This window comes from Pseudoalteromonas sp. C2R02 (genome assembly GCF_018860845.1).
Lineage (GTDB): Bacteria > Pseudomonadota > Gammaproteobacteria > Enterobacterales > Alteromonadaceae > Pseudoalteromonas.
The window spans coordinates 311,363-333,932 of the sequence record NZ_JAHKQC010000013.1 but is presented as its reverse complement, the minus strand read 5'-3'; the positions used below and the strand labels follow the sequence as shown (position 1 = coordinate 333,932).

At 33.9% G+C, this 22,570-nt stretch carries 22 protein-coding genes; 9 read left to right on the top strand and 13 right to left on the bottom strand.

Annotation, left to right across the window (positions count from 1 at the left end):
* Positions 1-23: 23 nt before the first annotated feature.
* Positions 24-2,741 carry a TonB-dependent receptor gene (locus tag KO527_RS04285; protein WP_216039132.1) on the top strand — a complete coding sequence of 906 codons (2,718 nt, stop codon included), beginning with the start codon at positions 24-26 and terminating at the stop codon, positions 2,739-2,741.
* Between the two features lie 341 nt (positions 2,742-3,082).
* Here the strand turns inward: KO527_RS04285 and KO527_RS04280 are convergent, their stop codons facing one another.
* On the bottom strand, positions 3,083-3,460 hold the full coding sequence (locus tag KO527_RS04280; RefSeq protein WP_216039131.1) for an MmcQ/YjbR family DNA-binding protein: 378 nt from the start codon (positions 3,458-3,460) through the stop codon (positions 3,083-3,085).
* An 11-nt stretch (positions 3,461-3,471) separates the two neighbouring features.
* The gene (locus tag KO527_RS04275) at positions 3,472-4,815 is read right to left on the bottom strand and encodes an alpha/beta hydrolase (protein ID WP_216039130.1); all 1,344 of its coding nucleotides are present in this window, start codon (positions 4,813-4,815) and stop codon (positions 3,472-3,474) included.
* Between the two features lie 55 nt (positions 4,816-4,870).
* On the opposite strand from KO527_RS04275, the gene KO527_RS04270 reads away from it, so the two are divergent.
* Entirely contained in the window at positions 4,871-5,266 is a 396-nt protein-coding gene (locus tag KO527_RS04270; RefSeq protein ID WP_216039129.1) for a hypothetical protein, read from the top strand.
* Between the two features lie 21 nt (positions 5,267-5,287).
* Here the strand turns inward: KO527_RS04270 and KO527_RS04265 are convergent, their stop codons facing one another.
* The 4 genes from KO527_RS04265 to KO527_RS04250 form a co-directional block, all read right to left on the bottom strand.
* A complete protein-coding gene (locus KO527_RS04265) occupies positions 5,288-6,394 on the bottom strand; it encodes an acyl-CoA desaturase (protein WP_216039128.1) in 1,107 nt (368 codons plus the stop codon).
* Between the two features lie 2 nt (positions 6,395-6,396).
* On the bottom strand, positions 6,397-7,479 hold the full coding sequence (locus KO527_RS04260) for an FAD-binding oxidoreductase (protein WP_216039127.1): 1,083 nt from the start codon (positions 7,477-7,479) through the stop codon (positions 6,397-6,399).
* A gap of 371 nt (positions 7,480-7,850) precedes the next feature.
* Positions 7,851-8,009, bottom strand: a complete 159-nt coding sequence (locus KO527_RS25785) for a hypothetical protein (RefSeq protein ID WP_252733393.1) — start codon at positions 8,007-8,009, stop codon at positions 7,851-7,853.
* Positions 8,010-8,189: 180 nt separating this feature from the next.
* Positions 8,190-9,956, bottom strand: coding sequence for an ABC transporter transmembrane domain-containing protein (locus tag KO527_RS04250; protein WP_216039126.1), 1,767 nt, complete (start codon positions 9,954-9,956; stop codon positions 8,190-8,192).
* A 110-nt stretch (positions 9,957-10,066) separates the two neighbouring features.
* Between KO527_RS04250 and KO527_RS04245 the strand changes: the two genes are divergently transcribed.
* On the top strand, positions 10,067-10,867 hold the full coding sequence (locus tag KO527_RS04245) for an enoyl-CoA hydratase-related protein (protein WP_216039125.1): 801 nt from the start codon (positions 10,067-10,069) through the stop codon (positions 10,865-10,867).
* 362 nt (positions 10,868-11,229) lie between these two features.
* Positions 11,230-11,523: a hypothetical protein gene (locus KO527_RS25780; RefSeq protein WP_252733392.1), complete on the top strand. Its 294-nt coding sequence runs from the start codon at positions 11,230-11,232 to the stop codon at positions 11,521-11,523.
* 341 nt (positions 11,524-11,864) lie between these two features.
* Here KO527_RS25780 and KO527_RS04235 read toward each other — a convergent pair whose 3' ends face one another.
* The 4 genes from KO527_RS04235 to KO527_RS04220 form a co-directional block, all read right to left on the bottom strand.
* On the bottom strand, positions 11,865-12,350 hold the full coding sequence (locus tag KO527_RS04235) for a GNAT family N-acetyltransferase (protein ID WP_216039124.1): 486 nt from the start codon (positions 12,348-12,350) through the stop codon (positions 11,865-11,867).
* A gap of 36 nt (positions 12,351-12,386) precedes the next feature.
* Entirely contained in the window at positions 12,387-12,842 is a 456-nt protein-coding gene (locus KO527_RS04230) for a hypothetical protein (RefSeq protein ID WP_216039123.1), read from the bottom strand.
* A gap of 109 nt (positions 12,843-12,951) precedes the next feature.
* On the bottom strand, positions 12,952-13,185 hold the full coding sequence (locus tag KO527_RS04225) for a hypothetical protein (protein ID WP_216039122.1): 234 nt from the start codon (positions 13,183-13,185) through the stop codon (positions 12,952-12,954).
* Positions 13,186-13,604: 419 nt separating this feature from the next.
* A complete protein-coding gene (locus KO527_RS04220; RefSeq protein ID WP_216039121.1) occupies positions 13,605-15,014 on the bottom strand; it encodes a hypothetical protein in 1,410 nt (469 codons plus the stop codon).
* Between the two features lie 154 nt (positions 15,015-15,168).
* Between KO527_RS04220 and KO527_RS04215 the strand changes: the two genes are divergently transcribed.
* Complete coding sequence (locus KO527_RS04215) at positions 15,169-15,363, top strand: ribosome alternative rescue factor ArfA (protein WP_216039120.1); 195 nt, start codon at positions 15,169-15,171, stop codon at positions 15,361-15,363.
* A gap of 161 nt (positions 15,364-15,524) precedes the next feature.
* Positions 15,525-16,004, top strand: a complete 480-nt coding sequence (locus KO527_RS04210; RefSeq protein ID WP_216039119.1) for a YbaK/EbsC family protein — start codon at positions 15,525-15,527, stop codon at positions 16,002-16,004.
* 2 nt (positions 16,005-16,006) lie between these two features.
* Here KO527_RS04210 and KO527_RS04205 read toward each other — a convergent pair whose 3' ends face one another.
* On the bottom strand, positions 16,007-16,720 hold the full coding sequence (locus KO527_RS04205) for a DUF2982 domain-containing protein (RefSeq protein ID WP_216039118.1): 714 nt from the start codon (positions 16,718-16,720) through the stop codon (positions 16,007-16,009).
* A gap of 287 nt (positions 16,721-17,007) precedes the next feature.
* Between KO527_RS04205 and radA the strand changes: the two genes are divergently transcribed.
* Positions 17,008-18,402 carry a DNA repair protein RadA gene (gene radA / locus KO527_RS04200; RefSeq protein WP_042144136.1) on the top strand — a complete coding sequence of 465 codons (1,395 nt, stop codon included), beginning with the start codon at positions 17,008-17,010 and terminating at the stop codon, positions 18,400-18,402.
* A 28-nt stretch (positions 18,403-18,430) separates the two neighbouring features.
* Here the strand turns inward: radA and KO527_RS04195 are convergent, their stop codons facing one another.
* Complete coding sequence (locus KO527_RS04195; RefSeq protein ID WP_252733391.1) at positions 18,431-19,120, bottom strand: rhomboid family intramembrane serine protease; 690 nt, start codon at positions 19,118-19,120, stop codon at positions 18,431-18,433.
* A gap of 69 nt (positions 19,121-19,189) precedes the next feature.
* On the opposite strand from KO527_RS04195, the gene KO527_RS04190 reads away from it, so the two are divergent.
* A complete protein-coding gene (locus KO527_RS04190; protein WP_216039117.1) occupies positions 19,190-19,780 on the top strand; it encodes a DUF3750 domain-containing protein in 591 nt (196 codons plus the stop codon).
* A gap of 4 nt (positions 19,781-19,784) precedes the next feature.
* On the opposite strand, the gene KO527_RS04185 is transcribed toward KO527_RS04190, so the two are convergent.
* A complete protein-coding gene (locus KO527_RS04185; protein ID WP_216039116.1) occupies positions 19,785-20,564 on the bottom strand; it encodes a hypothetical protein in 780 nt (259 codons plus the stop codon).
* A 151-nt stretch (positions 20,565-20,715) separates the two neighbouring features.
* Here KO527_RS04185 and KO527_RS04180 point away from each other — a divergent pair, with 151 nt between their 5' ends.
* On the top strand, positions 20,716-22,317 hold the full coding sequence (locus KO527_RS04180) for a SulP family inorganic anion transporter (RefSeq protein WP_216039115.1): 1,602 nt from the start codon (positions 20,716-20,718) through the stop codon (positions 22,315-22,317).
* Positions 22,318-22,570 lie beyond the last annotated feature (253 nt).

Sequence of the window (22,570 nt, the reverse complement as noted above, 5' to 3'; positions counted from 1 at the left end):
GGGTATGTATCAGAGGAAAAAAAATGAAAACTAAAACAAAATTTAAGTTGAGCTATTTGTCATCTTTATTGCTAGTCAATTTAGGTATGGCGAGCAGTGTAATCGCACAAGAAGATGCAAATGCAGTAGCTAACAAAGACATCGAAGTGATTGCAGTGAGTGGTATTAGAGGCAGTTTAATAAAATCTCGAGATATTAAAAAAGAAGCTGCCACGGTAGTGGATGCGATTACTGCTGAAGACATTGGTAAATTTCCAGATCAAAATGTAGCAGAATCATTACAGAGAATTACTGGTGTAGCGATAGACCGCACTGGTGGTGAAGGTCAATTGATAACCGTTCGAGGAATGGGTCCGGAATTCACATCTGTTTTGATGAATAAAAGAACGATTGCAACAACTAGCGGTGGTCGTGCATTTAGTTTTGATATTATGGCATCAGAATTAATTAGTGGTGCAGAAGTACATAAAACACAATCTGCTAACTTACAAGAAGGTGCAATTGGCGCTACGGTAAATGTCACAACTTTAAAACCTTTTGATATTGATGGGTTCAAAGCGATTGGTACTGTTAAAGCACAATATGATGATATGTCTGGTAGTACAAAACCACAATTTTCTGGTTTGATCAGCAATACGTTTGATGATGAAAAATTTGGTGTATTATTTTCTTTTGCTCATAGTGAACGTGAGAGTCGTTATGATGAAGCGAATACTGCTTATTATTGGCATACAGATTTAACGATGGATGACGGAACGTATTACGACGATGTGTATTTTCCACAAAATTACGATCAAATAGCGCAAACAGAAGAGCGTAAACGTACAGGTGGTAATTTAGTATTTCAATATCAACCTACAGACAACTTAACGATAACTGCTGATGCGCTTTATTCTAAATATGAAATTGATTACCGGCAAGATATCTTAGCCCATTGGTTTACAAAAAATCAGTTAACAGATGTTGAGTTAGATGAAAATGGTACTGTGGTTAAACTTTCTATGGGCAAAGGCAGTAATAGCGACTTTATGGTACGCCAGTCTGAGACTTCAAATACTTTAAAAGCGTTTGGCTTAAATATGGATTGGGATCTTAATGATGATTTAAATTTAAACTTTGATATCAGTTACTCTCAAGCAGATTCGGATCCTAAAGCGGGTATGACGGATACGGTTGCGTCACGACCAGGCGATTATACATATGATCGTAGTTCTGGATCACAATTACCGGTTTTATCATTTGATCGTAATAATTCAACATCAGGTTTAAAAGCAGGTTGGGGCGATCGTTCAGGTACGATTGTTGAAGATGAAGTATTTGAATCTAAGATTGATGGTATTTGGTTATTAGATCAAGGTGTATTAGCAAAAGTTGGCTTTGGTGCAATGATTTCAGATAGAACATTATCTAGCAGATATCAAAGAACAACACGTCCGCTACCTTGGTTATGGGGAGATAATAGCAATGCGATTATGTTACCAGAAAGTCTATTTAATAATTTTGATGCCAATGGATTTTTATCTGGTGCCAGTGGCAATCCTGAACAAAACTGGTTAAGTTTTGATTCTGAGGACTTTTTTGATTACATCACTTCCGATGAAGTTATTGATATGATGGATGACCCTGAACAAGTGCGTAAATTATTGGCTGATAACGATGGTCATACTATGCACCAAGTGCCTTGGACTTATGAAGTAAATGAACAACTTAAAGCGATATATGCTGATATTTACCTTGATGGCGAAATAGCTCAAATGCCATGGTCAGTTACAACAGGCTTAAGATATGTTCAAACGACAAGTAAATCAATCGGTTTTGCAATTCCACTGTTAGATTTAGAACCTTCAGAAACAGAAGAAGGTGTTGTTAGAGCAATTGAAGGCGATGATTACACCGAATTAACTGTAAAAAATACTTACGATAATTGGTTACCAAGCTTGAATGCAAAGCTAGGGTTAACAGATGATATTGTGGCACGTTTTGCGTATTCAAAAAGTATAACACGCCCAGAGCTGGATGAAATGTCACCAGAATCTGGTTATGGTGGTGGTCGAGTAGATAATCTAACTGGCTGGGGTTCTAATCCTAACCTTGGCCCATTTGAGTCTAAAAATTTAGATTTAGCGCTAGAATGGTATTATGAAGAGGGCAGTTATGCTGCTGTAGCTATGTTTAAAAAAGATGTTGATGGCTATTTAGCAACTGAAGAAGTGGATGAAAAAGTAACAGTACCAAGTGGTACTTATGATTATCGTATTTCTCGCCCTGTTAATTCAGATCAAGCTGATATTGAAGGTTATGAAATAGCAGTTCAGCATATGTTTACAAACTTACCTGAACCACTTGATGGCTTAGGTGTAATCGTAAATAAAACTTTTGTTGATAGTGAATCCACTGCAGATGACCCATCACAACCTCTTCCATTAGTTGGTTTAGGCGATGCATCTAACTTAATTTTATTCTATGAAAAAGATGCTTATCAATTTCGTATCGCATACAACAAACGAGATAGATTTATGCAATCTAAACCACGCTCATGGCGTGATGGTCATTACGTAAATGATTATGCGCAAGTGGATATAAGCGGTAGTTATGATGTAAATGAAAATTTAACTGTATTTTTTGAAGGTATAAATATCACAAATGAGTTAACAGTTAAAACTGCACAATACTCTAATCAAATTTTAGAAGTAACAGAAACAGGTCCTAGATATGCATTAGGGATCCGGGGGTCTTTCTAAGCTTCATTTTAAAATAGTTGTTGTATTATCCTGACAAAGGGGCCTATTACAGGCCCTTCTTTATAAAGTTTTATAAATGGCATTTCATTAAGGCATATACCATAATTTTAAAGTATCAAAATTTAGGGGATGGGTATGATAACTAAAATCGTTTTTATAATATTACTTTTCCAATAAATGCAAAAAGTATTTATAGATCATTACCCGCCATTTCAAATGTTAAGCCCTAAACCATCAGGCTAAAATATATCTGCAATAAATCTGTTAGTTAAAATACTTAAACGTGAAATAACATATGTTGAAGGTTATAGCTTCTCTATCTTTAATTGAAACCATGTTGTTTAAAGTTGAAGTTCTATTGCTTCTCTATCCTTTGTAGGCATATTATTAACAACTAGCATATAAGAGTTATCCATCATACGCTCAATTTCACCTTGTGGGATTGAGCCATTAAGAATTACTGTGTTCCATAACCTTTTATTCATATGATAGCCTGGGATCACAGCATCAAATATATCACGAAGGGCAAGGGCTTCATCAGGGTCACATTTTAAATTAACCCACCAGTCTTGATTTTCACCATTGCCTGCTTTACCAATTGATAGGGTTGCAAACATTTTGTTGCGTACTTTAAAAACAGTCACATCTTCGCCAAAAGGTGTATCAATTTTAGCTTCCGGTTTAGATAGCAAGTAGTTTTTTATAATTTCCATAGTCATAGTCGATATCCCTAATTAAGCAGCGCATTATTTTGTAAAAATTGTTTGATGTCACTGATCATCTGATCAAAATGTGGATTAAATGTAAGTCTAGCCATAGTTTTATTAATTGTCGCAAAATCATGTAGATTTTTTTTATGATTTTCGCCAAAAGTATCTGTTTTTAAACATGATGCGTATAATTTTGGCTCACCTAAGTAATGACCACAATTACGATATACAGAACTTAGCCCATATAAAGGGTTATTGTAAGAGTTCGTGATCCCTGTATGTGAGATATCGATCACCCTTTTGCAATTTATTGCACTAGCGCAAACAGTCCCTTTGGAATTTGTTGTCGAATTTGTATTATATCTTGTTATAACGGATTTTTTTGCGTTACTTTGTTGCTGCCATTTGGCAAATAACTTATAAGAGGTTTCACTGTTTATTGTATTATCTACATCGCTACTGACTGCATAAAATGGGATGTCAAAAGCCGAATTTAATGATTCATCTAATAATTCAGTGACATGTTCACTTAAGTTATAAAACTGTGCTGCTGCATTCATTGGAAATGACTCATATTTAGCGAAATCAGTATCAGCGGCTTTATCAACCCAAGTTAAAAATGGCACATAATTAAGATAAGGCGTGTATTTCGCGCTTGAAGATTTTGCTTCACTGCCTAATGACCAAAACAATGCAGCTTTTATTTTGTCATTCTTTTTATTGTTTTTCAGATAATCAAAAATAAGTGCGCCACCAGTAGAAAAACCCCCTAATAAAACTTCACTGTATTTATTTTTACTATTTTCAATAATGTATCGTGTTGCAAGCTGCCAATCTTTATAGCTGATTTTAGATAACTCATGTGCTGTTGTAGCATGGCCTGGTAACAATAGTGTTCTCACATCAAATCCCATGTCATAAAATTTTTCAGATAAGTCATGAAAATGATAAGGCGTATCGGTTAAACCGTGGATCAGTACAATCACTCTATCATTATCTTTATGCGATAACTCATAGGGGGCAATTAGATTGGCAACATTAGGCTCAAGTGGCGCGGATAAATTATTAAACATTGAAGTTTTATATTTATCACATTTAATAAGTGCTCTAGGATTTGATTGTATTATATTTTTTTTGGCAAACGTAAGGTAATCAGCAAAAGGTGTCTGAGCATCATAATCAAAATTTAAATCTATGTCTTTATTACGCGTAAAGTGCGCTCTAAAAGTGCCTTTATCTATTAAATTTTGATGGTTGGAAACATTAGCAATAATATTAACACAGCTTTCATTTGCGTGATTAGAATTAGAAAAAGTGAATAATAGGAAATAAAAGCTAAATATAATTGATATTTTAAATTTCATTTTATGTAATAATATTTTGTAATTTCAGTATTTATAACATAAAAGCGAAGTAAAAATGATGAAATCAATGCTATTTTTTATATTACTATTCGTATCAGGCTGCCAAACAACGACTAATAATAAATTAGAAGTCGCAGGGTTAGCATTTTATAATGATACTGACTTTGAAATTTATCAGGTATCTTTAAAAGTTAAAGCTACCGGAGGCATGGTAGCATGCACATTAGTTGAACCTAAAAGTTATTGTGGTACGGGGTTTCCAATTAAGCATTATCAAGCGGGCGAACTTATAGTAACTTGGCAAAATCATGCTGGTATAACGCATGCACAAGAGGTAATGCTGCCTTACCCTGATAATTTTAAAGAGCATATCGCATATGTCGCTGTGATTAAATTTGAAAAAAATGGTGGTTTTAAAGGCTTCTTCAGGCAAAAGAAGCCTTTGAGTTAAAAATAAATAATTAAAATATTATTATTCTAACTCATTGTACTTAGGATAAAGTGTTTTGTTGCCCCTTACAGGGAATGAAAAATAAAAAACACGTTTTAAGACTGAAAAATATTGTTTAGCAAATCCACCCGTATTGTAAGGGATACCATATTTTTCTGCGATTTCTTTAACCTCTTTAGACATAGCTACATACCTATGAGCGGGTACATCTGGGAATAAATGATGCTCAACCTGAAAACTTAAATGCCCAGTCAATATATGAAAAACTTTACCACCTGTGATATTCGCTGAACCTAACATTTGACGATAATACCAATGACCTTTGCTTTCATTTTCGCATTCTTTTTCAGTAAAGGTAAAAGAGCCTGAGGTGAAGTGACCGCAGAATATGATCGTTGAAGTCCATAAATTACGAATAATATTAGCGGCTAAATTTCCAGCTAATACCCAAAGAAAAAATGGGCCGGCTAAAGCGGGGAATAGAATATAGTCTTTTGCTATTTGTCGACCGCCTTTACTAAAAAAAGCTTTTTTTAGTTGTTCATCAGATGTTTTGCTTTCTCTGTTATCTTTCTTTTTACCAAAAAATACCCGTTCACCTGCCAACTCATGAAAAGAAACACCCCATTGAAATAATACACTTAAAATAAAGTAAATAACTGATTGCCACAGATTCTTTAAGCGCCAAGGGTAATCATTGCTTAAACGTAATAAACCATAACCAAAATCACGATCTTTGCCAATAATATTTGTATATGTATGGTGTTCATAGTTATGTACTCTGCGCCATGACGCGGCATCACAGGCAATATCCCATTCAAATTTTTGAGAGTTAATATAGGGGTCGTTCATCCAATCATATTGACCATGTAAAACATTATGACCAATCTCCATATTATCTAAAATTTTTGATAATGAGAGAGATAAAACACCAAAAACCCAAAGAATAGGGGTAATAAAACCAAGTAAAATCAATGTACGACCTATAATCTCAGCACTTCTTTGCAATTTAATTAAATTTCGAATGTAATTAGCATCTGTTTGTCCTACTTCAGATAGTTGTTTATCGCGTACCGTATTTAATTCTAATGCTAAGCTGGCCATCTGCTCTTCATTTATTTTGTTCATTGTTACAGTCCTAACGATACATGTGTGACAGGAATACTGATGCAAAGTTGAATGTCTTCTTCGCCATTATCTGAATATGTTTGCGTTTTGGTATTAAAAACAATACCAGAGTGTTTTTTACATTTACACTCATGACAGATCCCAATGCCGCAACCATAATTTGCTTTTATATCGTTGCTTTGCGACACAGATAATAAGTTATTTTGCTCTTCTTTAACTTGAGATACCGTTTTATTACTTTTTAGATAATTAATTATACGATCTTGTTTCAGATTTAAATCAGCGATCGGAATACTCGTGAACTGCTCACTGAATATTTGTGTTCTAGCGACTGAGCTATTAAGTAATAATAGCGTATTGTCTGTGATCATGTTTGCAGATCCACATAAATGTATATTTCTATTTGTAAAATCATCACAGTATTTATTTAACAGAGCGACAGATAGACGACCTTGCTTTGCTGTGTTTACTTTAACGAGTTTAAAATTCGGATAATTTTGTGCTAATTGCTCAAACTCTTTTACAAATATATGTTTTTCACCACGCTCAAAATACATCAAAGTGACTTGTTTAAGCTCTCCTGATGCTAAATGGCTCATAAGTAAACTTTTAAAAGGTGTAATACCGCTACCAGATGCAATAAACAACATGTCTTTAGCTTTACTCTTTAAAATAAATTCGCCTTTTGCTTGAGAGATTGCGACTGGCGTATTTAATGCTAGGTTTTGTCTTAGCCAAGGCGTCACTTTGCCAGATATTTGCTTTTTAATGGTTAAGTCAATTGTATTGTGCTTATTAAGCTGTTCTATTGATGATGAAATACTAAAGCAACGTTTAATAAAGCGGCCATTCATTTCTACTAATAATTCGACGTATTGCCCAGGTGAAAAATAAAACTTTGAATCAACTTTTAAAGATAAAGTGAATATTTCATCATTATTATCAAAAATATGAGTCACTTTTGCTGCAAAAAAATCATCAGAGCTAGTGTGAGGTAGCGCTTTATTAAATGGGGCAACAAAAGCAGAAAAACTGTCTGTGTTGAAAAGTGTTTTAGAGAGTGTTTTTAAAATCGAGCGAGACATTGTGATCTTTAAGTTATTAAATTAAAGTTAGCTTACACGTGTTCGCTGAAAACATCAATAAATAGCGATAAATTGAAATAGGTTAACATTTGGCATTTAAATTACTGTTTATTAAAGTGATAGTTTCTATTCTAAAGTGTAATTCAGCGAACAAGTGTTTTTTAAAAGGAAGTAATTTTAAGATAATTATAGAAATTTGTTATGAAAATGGATTATAGAAAATAAAATGAGCTACTAAAAAGTAGCTCACCTGAAAGTCGTTAGATTGAATTAATTTTGGTGATAAGTTGGTTGGTAGCTTTCATGGCTTCTTGAACAGGCCGAGCAGGGGAGGCTTTTGTCATTTTAAAAATTCCTGGGCATACAATGCGTCACATATTATTTAAATTTGATACATCTTCTGCTGAATTAGCATCTACTAGTATCACTCCCAAATTATCAGAAGTAATATGAAACCACATATCAGCTGCTTTTAATCTCTCCTTTACCGATATGTTTTTATTGAGTTCCCAGTACATTAAAAAGAGCATGATAGATCCTCCATTTTAATTTTTATATTTTGTAGCTTAATTACAGGAGTAATTTGGACACTAGATGTGTAGATATATAAATAAAGCTGAGATTGGAGAGTTTAAAATTTAATTACTGATGCTTGTGCACTTATAAGCACCGAACCCTAACTCATTATAGGAGTTAGGGTTGAATGTTATTTAACTGGCTGCTTTATCAAATTGAAGTTCGCATAATCGATTATAAAGAGGCGAGGACTGTAAAAGAGAATTATGAGTACCTATACCTATAATTTCTCCTTTATCCATAACAACAATTAAATCTGCATGTAATACGGTTGCTAATCTGTGCGCTATTATGACTGTGGTTCTATTTTCCATTAACTGATCAAGTGCAGCTTGAACATGGTGTTCGCTTTGTGCATCTAGGGCGCTGGTGGCTTCATCTAATAATAGCACTTCAGGGTCTTTTAATATTGCTCTTGCTAGGGCGACTCTTTGTTTTTGGCCACCAGATAAACGGACACCTTGTTCACCTAAAAAACTGCCATATCCTTGTGGTAAGTTTTCGATGAATTCATGTGCGTGAGCTTGTTTTGCTGCATTGATCACCTCATCATCTGTCGCATCAGGTTTACCATATCGTATGTTATGCCAAACATCAGAGCTAAATAAAATAGGATGTTGTGGCACCATGCCCATTGTATGCCTAAGCTCTGTTAATGAAATTTGAGTAATATTTGAATTTTTAAGTTTTATTTCACCTGATTGCGGGTCATAAAACCTTTGTAATAATTCAAACATGGTTGTTTTTCCGGCACCTGATGGCCCAACCAGTGCAACGGTTTTACCATTAGGGATCATCAAATTAATATTTTTAAGTGCGGGCGCATCAGGACGTGAAGGGTAACTAAAGTTAACATTTTCAAATTCTATATCGGTTTGAACAGTTTTACTCACGGTTAATGGCGCTTCGACTGTTGTTATATCGCTTTTGACTTTTAATAACTCTAATAAACGCGTTGCAGAGCCTGCCGCACGCTGTAACTCACCATATACTTCGGCAATAGTAGCTACCGACATCGCGACCATGATTGCATAAAATACAAATGCACCTAATTCTCCACCAGACATTTTGCCTGATAATACATCCATACCGCCAATCCATAACATAAAGCTAATGGCAGAAAATGTAAGGAAAATCACTACGGCTATCAAAAATGAGCGGTGTTTTACGCGTTGCTTTGCAACATTAAAGGCTTTTTCAACTTCTGAACCAAATGCATTTTTTTCTTTTTCTTCATGGTTATAGCTTTGAACAACTTTGATATTTTGAATTATTTCTCCCGCATAAGTGCCTATATCAGCTATCGCATCTTGGCTACTAGCTGCGAGTTTTCTTACTTTTTTGCCAAAAATCATCATAGGGATCAAAATTAATGGTACACAGGCTAATACAATTAAAGTGAGTTTTAAATTGGTGATCAGCAACATAATAATGCCGCCAATCAGCATTAAAAAACTCCGTAATGCCATTGAGAATGAAGAACCAACAATTGACTGTAATAACGCGGTATCAGTTGTAAGGCGAGACATGATTTCACCGCTGCGATTTTCTTCAAAATAGCTAGGGTGTAAACTCACAATTTTATTAAATACCGCTTTTCTAAGATCTCCACTAACACGTTCACCCAGCAATGACATTAAAAAGAATCGGCAAAAGGTGCCTACGGCTAATAAGCTGATCATTGCAATTAAAATCAATATTGCGTAGGTGAGTTGTTCTTGAGAGCCGGCAATAAAACCATTATCTATAACAAACTTTACACCTTGTCCTAAGGATAAATTCACTGCCGCAGTAAGTAGTAAGGCAATCAGTGCACTTGCAACCATGACTTTATAGGGTTTTATAAATTCAAAGATAGGCAATAAGCTTGTAAAAGCTTTATCATTTTTTTTGTCTGTCATTATTTAATTCAATTATTGAGCTTTATATATAAATGGATGTGAAAAATATAAATTCAAGTGATAATTACTATGTTAGGATTTTATTATATGTATCTAAATGTAAATAGAATATGGAAAATTTACCAAAACTGGTCGACTGTAAAATTTCACTAAATAACAATATCGCACTATTAAGCTTTAACCGAGATGATGTAAGGAACGCCTTAACAGGCACTGAAATCGTAAATGATATTGTTAAAACGGTTCACTGGATCAATAAAAATCATCAAGTCGCTGCGTTAGTAATAACAGGTGAGGGGGCTGCATTTTCATCTGGGGGTAATATAAAAAATATGGCAGAGCGTTCAGGCGATTTTGCTGGAGATGTGCAAACCCTAGAAAAAAAATACAGAGAAGGGATTCAACAAATGCCACTGGCAATGAATAAACTGGAAGTGCCAGTAATTGCAGCAATAAATGGCCCAGCTATCGGTGCGGGTTTTGATTTAGCTAATATGTGCGATATAAGACTCGCATCAACTAAAGCTAAATTTGGAGAAACTTTTGCTAACTTAGGATTGATACCTGGTGATGGCGGCGCTTGGTTTATGCAACGTATTATTGGTTATCAAAAAGCGGCAGAATTAACATTTACAGGGCGTGTGATAAATGCGAATGAAGCAAAGGAAATTGGTATTGTACTAAACACTGTTGAACCACAAGATTTAATGGTTAAAGCAATGAACTTAGCATCTGATATTGCAAATAAACCAACTGCCTCTTTAAGGTTAACTAAAAGGTTAATGAAAATGGCGCAGCGAACAGAGCTTGCAGACTTTTTAGACATTTGTGCTGTATTTCAGGGCATGTGCCATAACAATCCTGAACATTTAGATGCAGTTAATGAATTAATGGCAAAACTAACCAAATAGTGAAAACTAAATGTTGAGAATAGAATGAATATAAAAATGAAATCAGCTCAATAATCAGTCGATTAAATACTGCTTGTGATTACTTTTAATAGACTTAGTACGCGTGTTTTGGTGACATTATGCATACTAGCTTATTACTATTAATGCTTTTTGTGCTCTCGATCATATGGGGATCATATTAAGATGACTGTTATAATATACAGCTATTCCATACTCTGTTGGTTTATTATTAGGCTGCTGATAGGCAGTATGCTTGATTTTGAACTAACTACACCCATATTTTATGAGGTAAAAGCATCTTTTTACCTGCCAATCAGTTGATGAAAACTTAATCATGTTTATATTTTTACCTGCCTTAGTGTTTGAATCTTCCAATCGGTGTTGTAATGGGAGTGGTTGTCGCGGGTATTAGTTTCGCTTTTATAGGGTCTTTATTTAATGACAGCTTAATAGAAATCGCTCTGACTTTAGTATTATCCTATGTGGTGTTTTACTTATCAGAAAATGTATTTCATGCATCAGGTGTTGCTGATTTGGCTAATTTTCAATACCTTGCAATTATATTTATAGGAGTTTTAATTATTCGCACTGTCGTTATTGTTGCTTTAATGCCGATTTTGGCACGTATAGGCATAGGTTTAACTAAAGAGAAATAAATTGTACTTATTTGGGCTGGCTTAAGAGATACAGTTTCACTTTCTTTAGCCTAATAGTGGCGAAAAATAAAAACTTAAATATTCACCTTAGAGACCAAATACTATTTTTAACTGTAGGCATTGTAGTTTTAACTATCATATTAAATGGGTTATTTGTGATGGCCAAATTAGGTTTAGACAAATTGCCTATCGCTAAACAGCAAACATTTAATAAGCCTTGTTATTGATGCGGGGGTTGGTACGGGAGTTGGTGCTATTGATGAGCTAAGTCATACGACTTAGGCTCTCGCTGCTTCAACATCCAGATAAGGTGTCTGCTCCGCGACATCCTCCCTTATTTGTTATGTTTCTAACGCTAACACCATTAATTGTGCGTTTTTACCATAACTTGAGCAAACTTCTTTAGCAGGCATATTTATAAAACCAAACTTAGCCCAAAAACCAGTTGAGTTTTGAACCGCTACTAATCGTATTTTTACAAAATTATGAGCTTTGGCATTATCAATTAGGTTCTGCACTAACGCTTTACCAATATTTTTTCCTCTTGCTTCAAGCGCTAATGCGAGATCATGAATAAATAAAGTTGAGCTATGAGTTACAGATATTTTTTCATTTAACTTTGGTGGGATTTCATTCGCCCATGGGTGTGCTAATAAGTAAGCTATCGCTTTACCTTTGTGGTCTAAATATACCGCACAGCTTTGAGGCGATGAGTGCCATTTATTTTTTAGAATGTTTACATCTTCAGGAGCGATATCGGTATAGGCTTCTTCCTGAATTTTCATGATGTCATCCCAATAACTTTCAGTAATTAGACTCATTGACATGGTGTAATCTCCTTGAATCATAGCAAACCTGTATAATTAATCTACAGACTCATTTTTAGCCGTGATTTCTATAAAGTCTTTGATTACATCATCGCCAATTGAGAAATTTAAATTCAATGTAATATCTTGATTCAGACTTGGTGTTTCAAATATGGAAAATTCACCTGAAATTTTTTTGAGGTGAATACTAGCAAAATTAAAATCATTTGCACTACAAGTTAGTATTCTGGATAGATTAATATTCATGAATTCACTTGAAGTGTTTTTTATTAAGTAATTACAGAATTCTTTACCCTCTTGTGTCTCATTATGTTCACAGTTCTGTGAGAATTTGGCCCAATAATTAATCAATTTAACCTTTAAAGGTTTATCGACTTTTGATTTGCTAGCAAAAGCAGTTAAATGTACGCACAATTTATCTTCTTGCGCAGACGCAATGGATGGCATTGCAATAAGTAATATCAATAAAGCCTGAAGATTAAACCTAAACACTAGAAGTACCTAACGCCTCACTAAGAGGCAAATAGTAGTTGGTTAAAATACGCGACGAAGGAGCAAAAACCAACTGTTATTTGTCCTTTTGAGTGACTTGTTAGTTTGTTTATTCACCGCCGCCACTGCTATCACCGCTATCCGAGTTACTCCAGTTGATATGTGAACTACTGGTCCAGTCGCCACCTTTTTTATTGGATTTGAAATTCAATGAAGTTAATAGCAAAATTGCACCAAAAACTATTGAAGTAACCGCTATTAAAAGGTTACCTGGAGAAACTGTTAATTCAAGAATACCGAATACAATAAGTCCTGCTCCCAATATGATTTTTAAAGTTTTCAATTGACCTCCATGACAAACTAACAACTTTTTAGATCCCAAACAGGTGTATAGTATTCACACAAGGTGGTGTCTAGTAATTTTTAATATAAATAGAATACGTGTTTAGTTATTTAAAAACAACATAATAGAGGGTTCATTATAACTTAACAGGTATGAAAAAAGACAAATCGGTGTATAGCAGGTCACAAAACAGCTCATAACAAATACTGTGTAAATTAACGTCTATAAATTACATCAATTTCAAAAATACTGCGTTTTAACCCATAAAATTAATCGTGAATGAAAGCGATATTTAACCCTTAACATCCATCGTGCTTATTTAAATTGATATTAGCTGACTCACTTAACTGAATTGATATAAAAAAACCGACTAATAAGTCGGTTTTTATTTAAAAAAGTTAAGTCAATAAGCACTGAATTTATTTATTCAGGAAAAATGCCTTCATTGCAGAATACATTGAGTAAATATCTACTTTAGAGGCAACAGCATAAGGAGAGTGCATTCCAAGTACAGGTACACCAAAATCAATTACATCCATGTTGTTTTCAGATAGTGCACTACCGATAGTACCGCCAGATGCTTTACCTTTATATGTGCTTGTTTGCCATAAAATATCTGCGTTATCTAAATAGTTACGCGTCCAAGCTATGTATTCAGAGTTGGCATTAAAACCACCGCCATATAGTTTGATATTAATGCCTTCACCTAATTTAGGAGCATTGCCTAATTCCCAAACGCCAGGCCAGTTAGGGTTTACACCAGGGTTAACATCTACTGAGATTACTTTAGTTTTACGTAATGTTTTACGTAATATGTAATCATTATATGTTGTTGGTGATTGTTGATATAATAATTGGCTAATTGTATCAACTAGGTCGCTTGAATCTGCGCCTGTATTATTTAAATTACCGACTTCTTCATTATCAACTAAAAAAGTCATTGCTGTTAGTTCTGGTTTATTAACTTCTAAAATTGATTTAACCGCTGCAAAAGCAGAGATTTTATCATCTTGTCCATAAGCTGCTACCATAGAGCGATCAAAACCGACATCTCTTGGTTTAACTGCTGGTATTAAAGCAAGTTCAGCAGATACTAAATCAGCGATGTCGATATCATAGTTAGTTTTTAAGAAATTAGTCACTTCTTGTTTAACCGTTGAGTCGTTACCCGGTTTTGAAGCGATGATAATATCTAATTCTTCTTTTTTGATAACATCTCTGTTAGTACGTTTGCGGTAATCACGGTCAACATGTGGTGCTAAATCAGGAATAATTAATATTGGATCGTTTTCATTTAGACCTATATTGATATTAACATGCGTGCCATCTTTTTTATCAACACGACCAATTAAGGCTAATGGAATGTTTACCCATTGGTAATTTTTCATACCGCCATGAGTATAAGTTTGAAAAAGCGCAAAACCATTTTTTTCATAAAGTGGGCGGCCTTTTAATTCAATACGCGGTGAATCAATATGCGCACCTGCAATGCGAACGCCATCAGATACTGGTTTAGTACCAATGACCATTAATGTCATAGCACGGTCACGGTTTATGCTATATAACTTAGCACCGGGAACAATTTGACTATCGTCAGTTAGTTGCTTAAAACCTGATTTTTCAACAAGCTTTTTAGTTTCTGTTACAAAAGTCAGCTCAGTGCGGCCTTTATCTATAAATGATTTATATTCTTCATTATAAGATTGAACTTGTTTTAACTCTGATTGTGATAAAGCTAACCAAGAATTTTTAATCTCTTCTTTGGCTATAACACTTGATGTTGTCAGCATTGCAGCGATAGATGCTGCTAATAATATTTTATTTCGCATTGTCAATTTCAATTATTTTTTAGATAGTTATATGTTAATAGTCATGCAAAGTTATATCAATGCTGTTCCACGGAGACTTTTGGTTATTTATCTGATTTTAAGCCAACTTAGATATATTTTGATATACTGACTGAACTATCAATAGAGGTAAATTATGTGTAATCAAAAAAACAATCAAAAACCACAGAGTATAGACACAGGTCGGGGTGTGATAAAAGATAATTATTTAGCAGCCTTGGTCACATCTAAAGTGTTTAGAACCCAAGTCGTAAAAGCTAAAAAAGGAAAAGGATCATTTAATAGAAAAGAAAAACATCAAGGGCGAGAGTCCTATTTAATAGCTGCTTAATAGCACTTATTAAATAGGGCTTTTGATTGAAAAAGTCAGCCTCTGTGAATGTCATTACATATTAATTAAATTATCAATAATAAGATTCAAATCCGAATGTGAGTTGGGGTAATGTTTGTCCTTAACTATACTTAAAGTGATAAACTTTATGGGAGTTGAACATGGCTATTTCACGTAAATTAGAAGATTACTTCAGTAAACAAAATATTTCATTTCAAAGGGTTTCTCATTTTTATAGTAATAATTCAATCGGTAGTGCAGTGGCAAGTAGCATTCCACCAAAAAATATCGCAAAAGCAGTATTATTAGTCGACCATGATGGTCATCGGCTTATGGCGGTGTTACCTGCAGATCAAAAAATAAATATAGTATCAATTAATGAAGAGCTTCACGCGAGTTTTGAGTTATTAAAAGAAAGAGATGTTTTTAATTTATTTATGGATTGTGCCAAAGGGGCTATTCCACCCGTTGGCGAGGCATTTAATATGTCTATGGTATATGATGAATCTTTAGATATGTTAGATAATGTATTTATTGAAGCGGGCGATCATGAAACATTATTGAAATTAACCCACCAAGATTTTGAAAACATCATGGGCAATAGTAAACATTTGAAAATTTCTAAAAATATGCTTCATTAGTTCTAGTCATTAATATTGTTCTGATATAATTTTATATCATTAATGCTCGAAATTGCGCGCTGTTGGTTTTTCTTAAATAAAGAGATTATTTGATCAGCAGGGGAGTTAAAACAATTTATGGGTATGTATAAATCATATCCATAAATTTTACGGAGTATTTTCATCTGGTGAAGCCAAGCTGCAATGGGACCAGTGATTTCTTGGCCATTTGATGTTTTAAAAGGTGCTAAATTAATTTGGGTTTGTTCTACTTCTATTTCATTATTTTGAAAGGCTAAAATTAATAAATTGTTTTGTTCATGCAATAAGTGATTAGCAAGTCTAGGCGATATTGTATTTGTTTCGCAATCATAACTACGTAATTTTATACCGATAAAATTAATATTCCTTTCCTCCAAATCATCATTTCCTTTGGGGTGATGTACTAGCTGAATATTGCTCCAACTAATACTCCATTTTCCCTGTCGATGATAATAAAACAATTTATCATCTGTTAAACCTAGGCAATATTGCGGCTCAAAGTATTTAAAAATACTAATGCTAATTGTTAAGACAGAAATCATGGTGAAAATCATGATGTAAATTTGATATTGCTGCCACAAATAAAATGATGAGATGAAGCAAGCGAGCCCAATAAACACACCAAAAAGCAACGTAACAAATTGATTACGGTGGGCTTGGGATTTGATTAAAATAGGATATTCAATTTCATTCATAAACTAAGTATAGACAAAAATTTAAAATAGCTAATTGAATTTACAACAATAATCCTCCATCAATATGAATTGATTGGCCGGTAATATATTTACTTTTATCAATTAATAAATACTGAGCTAAATTTGAATGGTTATGTAAAACAATTTCTACATTTAATGTGAAAAGCATAATGGAATATTTCACACCAAAATAAATAATTCTCCGTTAGTGTTAATTTAAAGTAGGGCGTAAGCCGTTACCTTGGTAGAATTAAATTAGAATCGCAAGATAACGATGGAAATAATCAGTGGCTAAAGCAACAAAAGAAAAAATAAAATTCGTATGTTCTGAATGTGGTAATGATCATCCTAGATGGCAAGGCCAATGTGCTAGTTGTAAAGCTTGGAATACCTTAGCCGAATTTAAAGAAGCTAAATTACCAAGCCAGCAAAGAGCACAAGCAATTCAGGGTGGTTATGCGGGTACTTTAGGTAATGTTGTTAAAAAAATGGACGATGTATCAAGTATTGCACTTGATAAAACAGAGACTGGTATCGGTGAATTAGACCGTGTTTTAGGAAATGGTTTAACGATAGGGTCAATTATTCTAATTTCGGGTGATCCTGGTGCGGGTAAAACAACAATATTAACGCAACTTGCTGCAAACATGAGTCATAAAACAACAGCAATGTACTGTACTGCAGAAGAAAGTTTAGAGCAGTTTAAGGCGCGCGCAACTGAGCGATTAAAAATTAATTATGTACCAGATCAACTACTGTTAATGTCTGAGTATATTATTTCTAATATCATGGAAAAAGCCCTTGAAGCTAAGGTGAAATTTTTAATTATTGACTCAGTTCAAGCACTAGAAAGTGAGCATTCAAATGGCAGTGCGGGTTCTATTGGTCAAGTAAAAGGCTGTGCACAAGAGCTAAGCCGATTTGCGAAAACCCATGGCATAACGCTTATTTTAGTTGGTCATGTAACTAAAGGCAGTGATTTAGCTGGACCTAAAACATTAGAGCATATTGTTGATACTTTATTACATATTGAAGTAAACGACAGTATTATTCGTACTATGAGGGCAAGTAAAAATAGATTTGGCGATGTTGATCAGGTTGGTATTTTTCAAATGAATTCTCGTGGCATGATTTCAGTTGATAATCCAAGTAAATTATTTTTATCTGGGGCTGATGAGAGAGCTGTAGGCTCTGCGATAACTTGCATACGTGATGGTAGCCGAAACTTATTATTAGAAGTGCAAAGCTTAGTATCTGAATGTGAAGGTGAGCATCCACAAAGAGTGAGCATAGGTCTTAATTTTAACCGTTTAAAGATGATCACTGCGGTATTACGTAAACATGGCAGGATCCAGTTATTTCATGATGTTTATGTTAACTTAGTTGGTGGTTTAAAGTTACCTGATACGGATACCAGTGCTGATTTAGCCCTAGCTGCAGCTTTGGTTAGCTCACTAAATGATATTGAAATGTCCCGTAAATATTGTTTTATGGGTGAAATATCATTAAGTGGTGAAGTAAGACCTATCAGTGGTGGTGTACCTAGAGTAAATGAAGCAATTAAACACGGTTTTGAGCAAATATATATTCCAAAGGCGAATTATCATAAATCTATGGAAGAAGGGAATGCTAAGATTATCGTGATTGAACATATCACTGATTTATTAGAGGCCTTAAAATAGCTTAAACTGTGATATTAGAAATAAAGACTCAATCATTTGAGTCTTTATATTCATCACTGCTTAATTCTTTTGAGTCATTTAAGTTATTACTTTGCCATTCGTCGCCAATTAAATCTTCAGAGTCATCGGTTTGCTGCCAAGAATATGTTTGTTCTTTTAATTTTGGATCCCAATGCCTAAAAAAAATTGCTGATAAAATCCCAGCCATTGCGCCAAATAGGTGATATTCAAAAGAAATGCCTTGTTCTCTGGGTAAGATGGTCATTACCATAGAACCGTACATATAAAAGGCTATCATTAACAATACACTTGAGCGCTTATCTCTGCGTAATATGCCTGCGATAAACAAATAAAAAAATAAGCCATGGGTTAGCCCGCTTGCACCAAAATGGTAGCTGTCTCGGCCAAATAACCACACACCTAAGCCTGATAATAGCCAAATAATTGCAATTGCCCACCAGTGTGATCTTGGATATCCGTATTTTAGAAAGCCTCCAAGTAAAACTAAGGGTAACGAATTACTTAATACGTGCTCCCAAGAACCATGAATAAGTGGTCCAGTGATCACACCAATCAAGCCTGATAATGTCTGTGGTTTAACACCCAGTTGATAAATTTCAATTGAATAGTAAGTTTGCCACGCTTTAATGAGCCATAATAAAATGACAAATAGGCTAACTGTGTAAAAACTTTTATGTAGAGAAGTATTTTTATTCATAATAAAGATATTGGGATATATTATGGGTTAACAACTCAAATTTGATATTTTTTAAATCGAATCATAAAAATGATAAAAAATAATGCATTAAAAGTTGAACTCAGATCTGCAAAAATTCCATATTTAGGATTGATAGCAGACCATTATTGGTTTGTAATAATAACGGATACTAAAAAAGAACGTTGGGAAGTATGGCAAAACCCACACTGTTGCAAAACAAGTTGGGGGCATTTACATCTAAATTTATTACCATTTGATAGTGCTGTTGGCAGTGGTCAGAGTCGAGTGGAGTATGTATTTTCAGGGCTAAAAGCACGTGTATTAGCAAAAACAATACAGCACTCAATAACTGAATATAAAAACCTTTTTTGTTATCGCTATTGGCCGGGGCCAAATAGCAATACCTATGTGCAAAACATGTTAGATAAAGCAAATATTGATTTGTGTTTATCTGCTACTGCTATTGGTAAAGATTTTTATGGTTGGTTTGATTATTCAAAAAAGATAAAGGTGATTAGAGTATCAACGCCGTTATTGGGTATTAAAATAAGTTATCAAAATTTTTATGAGTGCAATATTTTGTCTTTTACTTTTGGCATTTATTTAAATCCAATTAAAATTATCCATCCATTTAGTCGATATACGGCTTTATTTAAATAATTTATCAGTCATTGTTATATTTTATCTTCTCTTGCTCAAGATTGTAGATGATCTGATAGGAAGTGGTTATTTGTGAATTATATCGCTTGGTTATATCAGCAGATTGCATTTTATAGTATTGCGGATCATTGGCTATTTCAGATTGTCTTTTTAGCCGAGCCAAATCGTTGTTTAAATTAACTTGATATAAACGCAGTTCATCTTGATGCTTTCTAATTTTAGAATTAATTTTATGGGATTTGAGAATGTTGTTTATTTGTTGTACTTGCGTATTACCATTAAATTGTTGATCAAATTTAAGAATATTGTTTTGCATGCTTATTTTATACATCAGATCTGACTTAGCTTTGATTAAGTTGTCTAACATATTTTGAGAATTATTGATTTTCTGTGTGTAGCTTGTAGTGATATTTGCCTTATTATCATCAAGTTCTTGGTGGTTAAATTTACCTAATGATTTATTCGCTTTGGAATTGAGTGCTAATATCTCGGTTTTAAGTTGACTTTTAAAATGTCGTTTTTGAAGCTTAGCTTCTTGTATTTTTATAAGTACTAAACGTAGTTGCGTTAAAGCACCTATAACAGTCTCACTATAAAAATCATGTTTATTTAAATCACTTTCATAAGTGGTTGTTGACTTTTTGACTATAATTTCAACAGCATCATCACTGCAAGGAAACTGGCTGAAACTTAATACGCCTTCGAGCTCACATTTATAAATTGAAGCCTGTGATAATGATGAAAATATAAATAAACTTAAAATTAATAATATACGAAATATCATAGTGCTACATTTTAGAATGAATTAAGTATAGTAAGCTTAGCAGCTGATTATAAATTTGTGAGATAAGGCTAAAAAACTTAAAAGAGTTTTTCAAATTATCACTTTTAAGTTAAACTTGTCACTTGTGTCAGTTAATGTTTTATAGGTCATTATGCTCTCGATTTCACACTTTAATCGAAATACCATCAAAGGGGATATCTTTGGTGCTTTAACATCTACAATTGTCGCGCTTCCTTTTGCGCTCGCATTTGGTGTTACCTCAGGGGCGGGTGCAAGTGCAGGTATTTATTGTGCGATATTGACGGGTTTTTTTGCTTCTCTTTTTGGTGGTACTAATCAACAAATAACAGGGCCAAATACCGGTTTAACTGTTGCTATGGCTGCAATATTAACGCATTTTGTATCTTTATCACCTGAGAATGGCTTAGGCGCTGCTTTTACTGTGGTGACTTTAGCTGGCTTGTTCCAGATGCTGTTTGGTCTGTTGAAGTTAGGTAAATATTTTATTTTGGTTTCTTATCCTGTGATCTCAGGTTTTACTTCAGGGATTGGCATATTAATTATTCTATCGCAAATAGAACCTTTGTTTGGTTTACCTTTATCTGATTTGTCTTACTCAATTACTACTTTTACTGATACAAATGTTTTATTAGGCGGTGCGTGTTTAATATTGCTGATGTTGTGGCCACAAAGATTTAATCAAGTGGTACCTGGTAGTATAGTTGCATTATTATTGGCTGTTATGTTTTTTGGAATTTCTGATAGTCCATTACCAGTTGTTGGTGCTATATCCAGTGAACTTCCTTCTTTTTCATTACCTGTTTGGGAAAGTGCATTAGCAGGTGAGATGATTAAATCTGCGTTACTTATCGCTACATTAAGTACGCTAGATTCATTAATGACATCATTAACGGTTGATAGTATTAGTAAAGATTTACATGACTCAGATAAAGAGCTAGTGGGTCAAGGCATTGGTAACATGATCGCGGGGTTTTTTGGTGCTTTACCAGGTGGTGGCGCAACTATGCGTACTGTCACTAACATTCGAGCGGGGGGAACAACACCCTTATCTGGCATGTTACATGCGCTTTTTATACTTGCTATCGTTTTATGGGCGGGTGAATATACTGCGTTTATTCCTGTTGCTGTTTTGTCTGCAATTTTAATTAATGTTGGAATAAACATTATAGATTGGAATTTCTTAAAACGATTACACCAAATTCCATTATTTAGTGTCGGTTTAATGATATCGACTATGATACTGTCGGTTGCTGTAGACCTTGTTACGGCTGTATTAATAGGCGTTTTTATCGCAAATTTAGTGACAATTCGCAGGCTATCAGAAATACAATTAGATAATTTGAGCATTTTTACAGACAAAGAAATAGCCCAATTACCTTCTGATGAAAAGGCATTGTTTGAAGTGGTATCAAATGATGTTTTATTGTTAAATATTTCTGGCCCTATCGGTTTTGGTGTTGCGCGAGGGTTAAAACAAAGTGTATCGCAAATAGATCAAAATAAAACTTTATTGGTTGATTTTACGCATGCGAGGTTTGTTGGCATCACTAGTACCATAGCCATAGAAGAAATTATTTTAAGTTACCAAAACCAAGGTAAAGATATTTTATTAGCGTGTTTATGTGATCGTATACGTCAAGACTTCGACAAAATAAAACTATTAGATAAAATTGATGAAAAACATATTTTTAAAACCAGAAAAGATGCACTGCTATATATGAATAAAAGATAAAAATCTTAATGTAAATTTAAATGGATACAAATCTTTATTTTATTACTTTGTATCCAAACCTTTCAAAATGTTTAAATTTAACAAATTACAAAATAATTTAATTCACTGTTCTTAAGGAGTTATTTTTAAAATTCCAATTAAAGGCTTAAGTACAAATGCCAATGATACCTACTGATACATAAGCCTACAAACTGAAAACGACCTAACGTACAAAAGTTGTTAATTTCACATCATCGAAAACATGATTGTGAGA